This window comes from Bradyrhizobium sp. JR4.1, from assembly GCF_040548605.1.
GTDB classification, from domain to species: domain Bacteria; phylum Pseudomonadota; class Alphaproteobacteria; order Rhizobiales; family Xanthobacteraceae; genus Bradyrhizobium; species Bradyrhizobium canariense.
On record NZ_JBEPRY010000037.1, the window covers coordinates 38131 to 48871 of the forward strand.

Here is a 10741-nt window from a genome sequence, read left to right on the forward strand (position 1 = left end):
TAACGGCGCGTGGCGAGCGTCTGCACGGGCGCATTCGCGCTCGCGGCAGCTGGGCTGTTGGACCATGAGCCGGCGCCAGTTCAACCGCGCATTCCGGGCGCGGACCGGCGCCACACCCGCGCGCATGGTTGAACGCCTCCGCGCCGATCTGGCGCGAGGCCACATAGAGACGACTGCAGAACCGGTCGAACGCGTCGCGGAGGCGGTCGACTTCGGTGATGGGAAACATGAGACGGGCACGTGTTTGGGAAAATGGCGCGCCACCCAGAACAAAACTGCGAACTCTTATGCGATTGAAATCACAACATGATTTCGAGCAGAGCCCAAGCGCTGCATCGCGTTCGTCATTCCGGCGCCGAAGGAGCCGCGGCGCTAATGGCCCGTGGAGTGCCGGCTCATGTCCTCCAGAAGCTCGCGCATCGCGTCGAACTGCGTGCCAAAGCCTTTCCAGTCGCCGGACTTCAATCGTTCAACGGCCTGATTGTAGCGATCGAGCGCCTCCCGGGCCTGACTTGCCGACGGGCGTGTGACAAGCATTTCCTCCTTCGAGCTCGACAACGGCCGCGTCGCGCCAGGCTCGATGAACAGCGCTGACAAGGCCTCGTCGAGCGTCTCCTTCATCACCACACGTTCGCCGTAGGCTGCGATCACGCGTTTCAGCTCAGGCAGGTGTCCTTGCTGTGCCCGCAGATAGAGCGGTGATACGTAAAGGATCGAGTTCTCGATCGGAATCGCAAGCAAATTGGCACCGCGGATCACCCGCGAGCCCATCTGATTCCACAGCGTGAGCTGTTGCGAGATCTCCGTATTCTGATTGATCCGCGCCTCGATCTGGAACGGTCCGTAGACGAGCTTCTCCTTGGGGAATTCGTAGACAATCAATTTGCCATAGTCGGGCGCGTCGCAGCGCGCGGCGAGCCACGCGATCATGTTGTCGCGGCGGCTCGGTACCATGGGAAGCATGAGGAAGAATTCGGCCTGCGGTTCGCCGGGCAAGCGCATGATGATGTAATAGGGGGTCATCGTCGAGATGCCGTCGCCGCCCGGCTGGCGCGGGAATTGCCAGAGATCCTCGCGGTTGTAGAAAACGTCGGCCGCCTCCATGTGGTAGGCTTGGTACAGTCGGGCCTGAATAATGAACAGGTCTTCCGGATAGCGAACGTGCCTCCGTAAGTCCGGCGGCATCGTCGTGAACGGCTTGAACAAGTTCGGAAAGATGCGCTGGTAGGTCGCTGCAATCGGGTCGCCTGAATCAATAAGGTAGAAGTCGACAGTCCCATTATAAGCATCAATGACAACCTTCACCGAATTGCGAATGTAATTGAGATCGAGCCCCTGTGCGGGCTCTGCATACGGGAAATAGGCGTTCGTCGTGTAGGCGTCCTGCATCCAGAACATGCGCCCACTGCTGACGACCAGATAAGGATCATGATCGAGCCTGAGGAACGGCGCGATCGTGCTCACCCGCTCCTTGATATTGCGCCGGATCATGATCCGGCTGTCGATCGTAATGTAGCCTGAGAGAAGCAGGTTCGGATCGTTGAAATAGTAAGCAAACAGCATTCGCGTGGCCATTGCCCCGATCGAGATGCCACCGGCGCCGCCATAGGCCGCATAGGCGTTCTCTTTCCCCTTCGGATAATCGAACTCCGGGATGCTGCTCTTGACGACGACGTAGTCGTCGGTCTGCTCGCCGAAGTAGATGCGCGGCTCGTCGATCCTGGGGCCGACGTCTGCGACAGGAGGAATATTCCGCAGATAGAAGATCGGCAGTCCTTCGGCGCTCTTGCGTGTGACCGGACTCATCACCGCGCCATTGCCGTGGGTGAACAGCACGTGGCGATTGACCCAAGTCTGGGCGTTAGGCGGCAGCAGGGAGGACCGCAGTTCGCGGGCGGAGAGCATCACGCTCTGGTAGGAGCCATCGAGCCAGTAACGATCGACGTCGAGGTCATGGAATTTGTAGTAGGTGCGGATTTCCTGCAGTTGCGCGTAGGTATCCGACAGCGGCAGCCAGTCCCACAGCCTGATATTTTCAATTGTCGCCTTGTTGGCTTCGAGCGCCTCGGGGGTAAGCTTCTGCTCGGCGGTAAACGGCCTGGCTGCGATCTGATCGAGATTGTATGCCTGCCGGGTGAGCGCGATGTTGTGTTCAATGTAGGGCTTCTCCAGCTCCAACTCGCTTGGTTTGACGAAGAACTGCCGGAACAGCCCAGGGACGACGCCGGACAGCACGAACGTACCGGCGCTGACGAGCACAATCGCCACGGCCGGAAGCCGGTAGGTGCGAACCCGGATGTTCGCCCAGGCGGTAAGCGCCGCGATGATCGAAAGTCCGATCATTAGCCACAACGCCGGCAGCCCCACATGCACGTCGGTGTAACTTGCGCCGACGACGACCCTATTGTCGCCGTAGAGCAGCAGATAGCGGTCGAGAACACAGGACCAGGCTTTTACCGCGAAGAGAAAACCAAGCAGAGCGGAACCATGAGCGATCGCTGTCGGCGATATTGATCGACGGTAAACGTCGTATTCGATGTCGCCGTGCACCCAGTAGATCGCCGCGGCGAAAAGCCCGCTCAGAACGAGCGCGAGCATCATCCAGTTCTTGATGAGGATATAGGCGGGCAGTGAGAAGAGGTAGAAGCCGATGTCCTTGTTGTAGAGCGGATCGTCTGCGCCGTAGGGCACCTGATAGACAAATCGCAGGAAGACGCCCCAGTTGCCGGCCTGGGCTGCCGCAACAAGAAGAGCGAGCAAAGCCGCAACGCCTGTGATCAACCAGGGCCACGACAATCGATCGCGCGCAAGCGCAAGCAGATCCGGCGGCGCGTTCCCCGCGGCGCTCCACGCCGGAGCGGCGACGAACTGCGTCGGCCGCTGTCGGGCAGAGCGTAGCGCGAGCCATCCGTTCAGCCAGAGGATGACGGTGGTTCCGATCCAGACTGCAAGAAAGACGACGGCTTCGGCGCCGATTGTGGTCCAAAAGACCTGGAGATAACCGATCGAGGCAAACCACAGCCAGTCGACCAGGAGGTCGCTCGCGAGCGCAAGCAGAACGAGGCAAATCCCAATGACGACGGCCGCAACAATCAACCCGACCATGGCACTTTGCCTCGGTATCTTGCCTCCGGGTCCGGTAATCCCGATCGTCATGGTTTCATTATAGCGGAAATGAGAGACGCCCGCCCGCCCGATTCGGGATTAGCGCCTCGAGCGAGGACAGGGCTGCCAGAACCTGCATCGCCGCCATCGCGGCAGCGCAAATGGGCGAGGTCGGCTGAAGCAGCCGGCGCTGCCAGTCGGTCGTCAGGCAACATGGCGCTCTCGAAGCGGCGCCGCACCGCATCATATCGGAATAGCGCAACTTGGCGCGCCACCCTGTATAAAATTGCGAACCCGTATATAATTGCGGACGGAAGACCCGTGTTGGGTCTATAGGCAGCCGCCCATCCTATGGCGAGAGTCTGCCGGGGGTGGATGGTTTGCATTCTGCATCGGAGGTGATGTCATGGCGATTGCTCCCACGCTCCAGAAATACCTGGCCGCTGAAAACATCCAATACGAGCTGATCCCGCACGAACTCAGCATGACGTCCACGCGAACGGCTGAGACCTGCCATATCTCGGGCGACCGCCTCGCCAAAGGCATCGTGTTGCGGCGCAACGGCGAATACATGCTGGCCATCTTGCCCGCATCGCATCACCTTCGCCTGTCGGACCTGAGGACAAGTCTCGGCGACAATGTCCACATTGCCGATGCAACCGAGATCAATCGGCTGTTCAGTGACTGTGCACACGGTGCCGTTCCTGCCGTCGGCAAATGCTACGGGTTGGATATCATCGTCGACGACAGCATCGAGGCACAGCAGGACATCTATATGGAAGCCGGCGATCATGAGACGCTGCTTCATATGGGTCACGCGCAGTTTGCGCGCCTGACGAGCAACGCACCGCACGGGCGTTTTAGCGCGCACGACTGAGGAATCTGCGCACCGCCCAATGCCTTTGCAATCCTGGGCGGGAACGCGGCTCGCGACGTCGCCGTTAAATCGTTGGGAAGGGTGACGGCGACAGCGTCGGCGTTTGTCTGCCGGATCGCCAAGGAGTGATGCTTTCTCCTGCGACCCCGCACCCGATCGGTTGTACAGTTCAGAAAATGGGGGCGCTGCTGCATTGCATCAACGCACCTGAAACCCAGGAACGGAGACTCGCCATGAAGGTCAAAGACGTGATGCACAAGGGTGTCGACTGGGTCAGCCCTGACACCCCTATCACCGAACTTGCCAAATTAATGCGGGCGCACGACATCGGCTGCATTCCGGTTGGCGAGGACGACAAGCTGGTCGGGATGGTGACCGACCGCGACATCGTCTGCAAAGGGCTCGCAAGCCACAACTTCGATGCCGGCCGCGCGACAGCGCGCGATGTGATGACCGAAGGCATCCATTGCTGCAGGGAGGACGATGACCTCGCGAAGGCGATGCATCATATGGAGAAGCTGCAGGTCCGCAGGCTGCCGGTGATCAACAAGAGCAAGCGGATGGTCGGCATCATCAGTCTGGGTGACGTCAGCCATTCCGCGTCCGGTGATGTGCTGACCGACACCGTCAGGAGTGTTGCGGCGCATCACTGAAGTAGGGCCAGGGCTCCTCTCGCGATCGCCGCTCGGTCCGACGTTGAGCTGAGCCCGAGCCATCCGTTTAACAAGGACCCATCGCGCGGCCCGAAAGCGGCGGCCCGACGTGCTCTACTTTGCGTCGGTGTGACCGCAAAATGATAATGATGCGGACACGGCGCGGCAAATGGAGGACACGATGGCGTGGCGTGACGACAAGGCCCGCGCAACCCTGATCCGCGACGCAGCAGGCAGCGTGCCGCCGGGAAAGAGCCCCCGGGCCTTTGCCGGGCCTCTGTTCGGCTACAGCAATATCGAGGATCTCGACAATTACGATGCCGCCTCGCTTGCCCTCCTGGCGGAGCACGCCTGGGAGCATGTACAGCGGCGCACGTCGGGCTGCGCCGATATCCGCGTGGTCAATCCGACGTTGCCGAACGGGCGCGAGATTTCCGTGCTCGAGATTCTCAACGACAACATGCCTTTCCTGTACGACTCCACGATGGCGGAGCTCGCCGAGCAGGGTATCGAAGTCACACTCGTCGCCCACCCGATCATCGCCGTGGAGCGCGATGCTGAGGGCAAGCTGCTGCGCTTCTACGGTGAAGCACTGCCAGAGGGAGCAAGGGGCGCACGCGAAAGCCTGATTCACCTCCATATCACCCGCCTGGACGCCGACGCCGATCGCCAGAAGCTGATCGACGGACTCGCCAGGGCGTTGAACAACGTCCGCGCCTGCGTCACCGACTGGCGCGCCATGCGTGACCGCGTCGAGGAAGCGATCAAGACGTTCTCTTCCAATCCGCCGCCGCTGCCGATCGACGAGGTCGCCGAAGCCAACCAGTTCCTGCAATGGCTCTGCGCGGACAATTTCACTTTCCTCGGCGTGCGCGAATATCGCTTCTCGCCCGACAGCGATGCGTCGGACGACATCACGACCGGCGAAGGCCTCGGCATCCTCCGCGATCCGGATACGAAGGTCCTGCGACGCGGCAACGAAATGGTGGTGATGACATCGGAAATTCGCGAGTTCATGCACGAGCCGACGCTGCTGATCGTCATCAAGGCCAATGTCTCAAGCCTCGTCCATCGCCGCATCCGGATGGATTATGTCGGCATCAAGCTCTACGCACCCGACGGCCGGCTCGAGGGCGAATTGCGCGTCGTCGGCCTGTTTACCTCAGGGGCTTATACCCGCTCGGTGCGGCAGATCCCTTATGTGCGCCACAAGGTTTCGCGGGTGCTGCAGCGCGCCGGCTTCGACCCGAACGGCCATTCGGGCAAGGCGCTCATGCATATCCTCGAAGATTATCCGCGTGACGAGCTGTTCCAGATCGACGTCGACTCGCTCTACAATTTCGTCATCGAGGTCCTGATCCTCTACGAGCGCCCACGCGTCCGGGCGCTAGCGCGCGTTGACAAGTTCGATCGCTTCGTCTCCATCCTCACCTTCATTCCGCGCGACAAATACGACACCGACGTCCGCACGCGCGTCGGAGCCTTCCTGTCGCAGGTCTACAAGGGGACCCTGTCGGCTTCCTACGTATCGTTCCCTGAAGGCGCGCTTGCGCGCGTCCACTTCATCATCGGGCGCTATGAAGGAAAGACGCCCGTCGTCGAGCGCGCCACGCTCGAAGCCGGGATCAGCGCCATTGCCGCGACCTGGGCCGACAAGCTGAAAGCCGCGCTCACCGCGTCGACCGACGGCATGCGGGCGCGCATGCTCGCCAACCGCTATGCCCAATCCTTTAGCGGCGGCTATACCGAGGTTTTCACAGCGGAGAAGGCCATCGCCGATATCGCGACCATCGAAAGGCTGACCCCAGCCCGCCCGGTGACGATTTCGGTGCACCGCGACAAGGGCGAGGACGATCCCAGGCGCTTCGGGCTGAAGGTGTTCTCGGACGCCGCACCGCTATCGCTATCCTATCGCGTACCGGTGATCGAAAATCACGGCCTGCGCGTGGTCAACGAACGCACTTATCAGATCGTGCCCGGTAACAGGCCCGAGCCGGTCTGGCTGCACGACATGACGATCGAGACCAGCGACGGCGAGCCGATCGAGATCAGCCCGGACTTCAGCCATCGCCTGGAAGCCTCGATCATGGCGGTGGTCGCCGATCGCGCCGAATCCGACGGATACAACGCCCTGATACTGCGCACGCCCCTCGGCTGGCGGGAAGTCTCGACCATCCGGGCATTGTCGCGCTATTTGCACCAGATCCGCGCCCCCTTCACCCAGGACTATATGTGGGAGACCTTGCGCAAGAACGCCGGGATCACAGCCAACCTCGTCGCGCTGTTCCAGTCCCGCTGCGATCCGCGCCTTGACCTTACCGATCGCGAGCGTTCGGCGCGCGAGACAACTCTCCTTGCCGAGATCGAGGAGCAGCTCAAATCCGTCGCCTCGCTCGACGAAGACCGCATCCTGCGCCGTTTCACCAATCTGGTGCAGTCGACCATCCGCACCAATCTGTGGCAGATCGGCAAGGATGGTCATCCGAGTCCGGTAATCTCCTTCAAGTTCGACGCGCGGCGGATCGACGATTTGCCGGCGCCGCGACCTCTCTACGAGATCTTCGTCTATTCGCCTCGTGTCGAAGGCATTCACCTGCGCTTCGGCAAGGTTGCGCGCGGTGGCTTGCGCTGGTCCGATCGGCCGCAGGATTTCCGCACCGAGATCCTCGGCCTGGTCAAGGCCCAGCAGGTCAAGAACGCCGTAATCGTGCCGGTCGGCGCCAAGGGCGGCTTCGTGCCCAAGCGCCTGCCGCCGCCTTCCAATCGCGACGCCTGGCTCGCGGAGGGCACCGAAGCCTATCGCATCTTCGTTCGCTCGCTGCTCGAACTCACCGACAATCTCGACGGCGACATCATCGTGCCGCCCGGTTCGACAGTGCGGCATGACGGCGACGACCCCTATCTGGTCGTCGCCGCCGACAAGGGCACCGCGACCTTCTCCGACATCGCCAATGCGATTTCGGCCGAAAAGAACCATTGGCTCGGCGATGCCTTCGCCTCCGGCGGCAGCCAGGGCTACGACCACAAGAAGATGGGGATCACAGCGCGCGGCGCTTGGGAAGCGGTCAAGCGCCACTTCCGCGAGCTCGGCACCGATATTCAGACCATGCCTTTCACCGTGGTCGGCGTCGGCGACATGTCCGGCGATGTCTTCGGCAATGGCATGCTGCTCTCGCCGGCGACAAAGCTCGTGGCGGCTTTCGATCACCGCGACATCTTCATCGATCCCTCCCCCGATCCGACGATCAGCTTCGCCGAACGCAAGCGCCTGTTCGACCTGACGCGATCAAGCTGGCAGGACTACAACAAGTCGCTGATCTCGCAAGGCGGCGGCGTGTTCTCGCGCACGCTCAAGGCGGTCCCGCTCGCACCGGAAGTGCGGAGCCTGCTCGATCTCGACAAGCCGCAGGCTACGCCGTTCGAGGTGATGACCGCGATCCTGAAAGCGCGCGCCGACCTTATATGGTTTGGCGGCATCGGCACCTATATCCGCGCATCGGGAGAGAGCGACGATCAGGCCGGTGACCGCGCCAACGATCCGATCCGCATCGCGGGCGCCGATGTTCGCGCCCGGGTGATCGGCGAAGGCGCCAATCTCGGCGTCACCCAGCGCGGCCGCATCGAAGCGGCGCAGAAGGGCGTCAAGCTCAACACCGACGCCATCGACAACTCGGCCGGTGTGAACACGTCCGACCTCGAGGTCAATATCAAGATCGCGCTGGCGCGCCCCGAACGCGAGGGACGCCTCAGCCCCGCCGACCGCAACAGCCTGCTAGCTACGATGACCGACGAGGTCGGCACGCTGGTGCTGCGCAACAACTACCTGCAGACGCTGGCGCTCTCGCTCGCCGAGCGCAAAGGCGTGGCCGAGACCGGCTTCCTCACCCGCCTGATGCAGTCGCTCGAGCAGCGCGGTTTGCTGAGCCGCTCCGTCGAGTTCTTGCCGGACGACGCAGCGCTCACCGAGCGAACGCGGCGCGGCCAAGCCCTGACACGGCCGGAGCTTGCCGTATTGCTCGCCTACTCCAAGCTGACGCTCTACGAGGACCTGCTCCTCACCAGCGTGCCGGACGATCCTTATCTCGCCCGCAGACTGACCCTTTACTTCCCGCGCGAGATTCCCGACAAGTTCCCGAGCGCGGTCGAGCTCCATCGTCTCCGACGCGAGATCATCGCAACCAGTCTCGTCAATGCCGTGATCAACCGCGCGGGCCCGGCCTGCATCGTGCGCCTGACCGACGAGACCGACGCCGATATCTCGACCATCGTCATGGCGCAGGTGGCGGTGGACGCGATCTACGAGCTCAGGCGGCTCAATGACGAGATCGACGCGCTCGACACACGTATCGACGGGCAGTTGCAGCTCAGCCTCTACGCGGCGATCCAGGACCTCCTGCTCTCCCGCATGGTCTGGTACGTGCGCAATGTTGATTTCAAGGACGGGCTGGAGGCCGTTGTCGCGCGCTTCGGCCAAGCTATCCGCCAGATCGTCGCCGGGCTCGACACCACCCTGCCGACGGACTTGCAGCCCGCACGTGCCAAGCGTCGGCAGGACCTGACCGATGCCGGCGTCCCGGCCGGGCTCGCCTGCGAACTCGCCGATCTCGACGCCCTGGTCTCGGCACCGGATATCGTGACCGTGGCGGAGCGCACCGGCCGCAGCATCAGCGATGCCGCCGCGACGTTCTTTGCCGCCGAGGCGAATTTCCGGCTCGACCGGATCGTTGCCGCCGCGCGCAGCGTGCTGGCAAACGATTATTTCGAACGTATGGCCATCGATCGCGCCGTTGAGCAGATCGCTGGCGCCGAAAGACGACTGGCAGCGCATATGCTGGCAACCGGCCAGTCCGGCCAGCAGGCCGTCGAGACCTGGCTCGCGGCTCACCCCGAAGCGACGCGCATCCGCCGCTCGGTCGAGGAAATTGCCGCCACCGGACTGACGCTCGCCAAGCTGACTGTGGCCGCGAACTTGCTGGGGGATCTGGTCAAAGCCTGAGGGCGTGCGAGGCAGGGATGTGAAACTTGGCCGGCGAACGGAGGACTCCCATGATCCACGCGACTTGCCATACCGCCGATAATCTCCGCTGCATCGAGTTCGATGCCACAACTTGGTTCAACGAGGCTGACGCTCCGAGCATTATCGATTTGGCCCAACGAGGATGGGTCAGCACGGCGATTGGAGATTCCCTTGAGCGCCGACGAGGATACGAACGCTTGCACGAGCCATTGATTATGCAGCAAAGCGACTGCAACCGGAATCGCTGGAGGACCCAACCTGGGAAACCTTCGAATGCGTCGTCGATGGACCTGACGCCGTGGCCTGGCTCGAGAAGAACCGGCCCGAAATTGTGGCGAGGATCCGCTAAGCCACGGGAAGCGCCGCAATGGCGATGATCGATCGGCGACGTCGTTAGCGAAACGGCAATGGCGCTCCCTAGCTAGAGCAACCGGCCAAGCGTGCTACGCAGCATCCAGTAGTCGTGGCTTAACCCACCCACAGGGCCTGGCATAGCCCCGCGCCCCGCATGCGCCGATGCACGCTCGGGAACCTTATGCTCGAATCGGGCCGCTGTTAGATTCAATCTGCTGTCGCAGCGATCTCAATCTGTTCTCTTAGGACGAAATACCTTGATCCACCGCATGGTATTACTATCCACCACAAGCATGGAGTAAGAACCCAACGCATGCCGCAAAAAATATTTTAGCGCGTCACAGCCTCCCGTTTGACGGTGCCAAATCGGTGCCACGCGGTTTCGGTTTTAGGAGGAAAGCGTGCTTGCGGGCCAATCGCTTAAGAGTGGTCGGCGCACCAGGGCTCGAACCTGGGACCCGAAGAGGCGTATGATTTATCTGTAAGATCAATGGCCATTCCGACAAAAGACTCGTTGAACGTGCATTAAATCCACAATTGGATTTCCATTTGTCGGAATGTCCCGGTACCAAATACGCGCAGCACGCGACAGGACGAGGCGTCGGGGGTTCGAGTCAGGAGACCGCTACCGCTTTTCCTCTGTCCAGACCGGAGACATAGGTAACAGGTCGTACCTAAGACATGGGTGACAACCTCGTGCCGAACGGGTTGTCGAGGGGTTTCAAAGTCGTTTAC

At 61.7% G+C, this 10741-nt stretch carries 5 protein-coding genes; 4 read left to right on the forward strand and 1 reads right to left on the reverse strand.

Going from position 1 to position 10741, the window contains the following annotated elements; all coding sequences use genetic code 11:
• Window positions 1-64 precede the first annotated feature (64 nt).
• Complete coding sequence (locus ABIB90_RS38220) at window positions 65-310, forward strand: helix-turn-helix domain-containing protein (protein WP_354202597.1); 246 nt, start codon at window positions 65-67, stop codon at window positions 308-310.
• Window positions 311-372: 62 nt separating this feature from the next.
• On the opposite strand, the gene ABIB90_RS38225 is transcribed toward ABIB90_RS38220, so the two are convergent.
• Window positions 373-3105, reverse strand: a complete 2733-nt coding sequence (locus ABIB90_RS38225; RefSeq protein ID WP_354202598.1) for a UPF0182 family membrane protein — start codon at window positions 3103-3105, stop codon at window positions 373-375.
• A gap of 406 nt (window positions 3106-3511) precedes the next feature.
• On the opposite strand from ABIB90_RS38225, the gene ABIB90_RS38230 reads away from it, so the two are divergent.
• The 3 genes from ABIB90_RS38230 (at window position 3512) to ABIB90_RS38240 (ending at window position 9631) form a co-directional block, all read left to right on the forward strand.
• Entirely contained in the window at window positions 3512-3982 is a 471-nt protein-coding gene (locus tag ABIB90_RS38230; protein ID WP_354171717.1) for an aminoacyl-tRNA deacylase, read from the forward strand.
• Window positions 3983-4215: 233 nt separating this feature from the next.
• A complete protein-coding gene (locus tag ABIB90_RS38235; RefSeq protein WP_354171727.1) occupies window positions 4216-4635 on the forward strand; it encodes a CBS domain-containing protein in 420 nt (139 codons plus the stop codon).
• A gap of 169 nt (window positions 4636-4804) precedes the next feature.
• Complete coding sequence (locus tag ABIB90_RS38240; protein ID WP_354202599.1) at window positions 4805-9631, forward strand: NAD-glutamate dehydrogenase; 4827 nt, start codon at window positions 4805-4807, stop codon at window positions 9629-9631.
• Window positions 9632-10741 lie beyond the last annotated feature (1110 nt).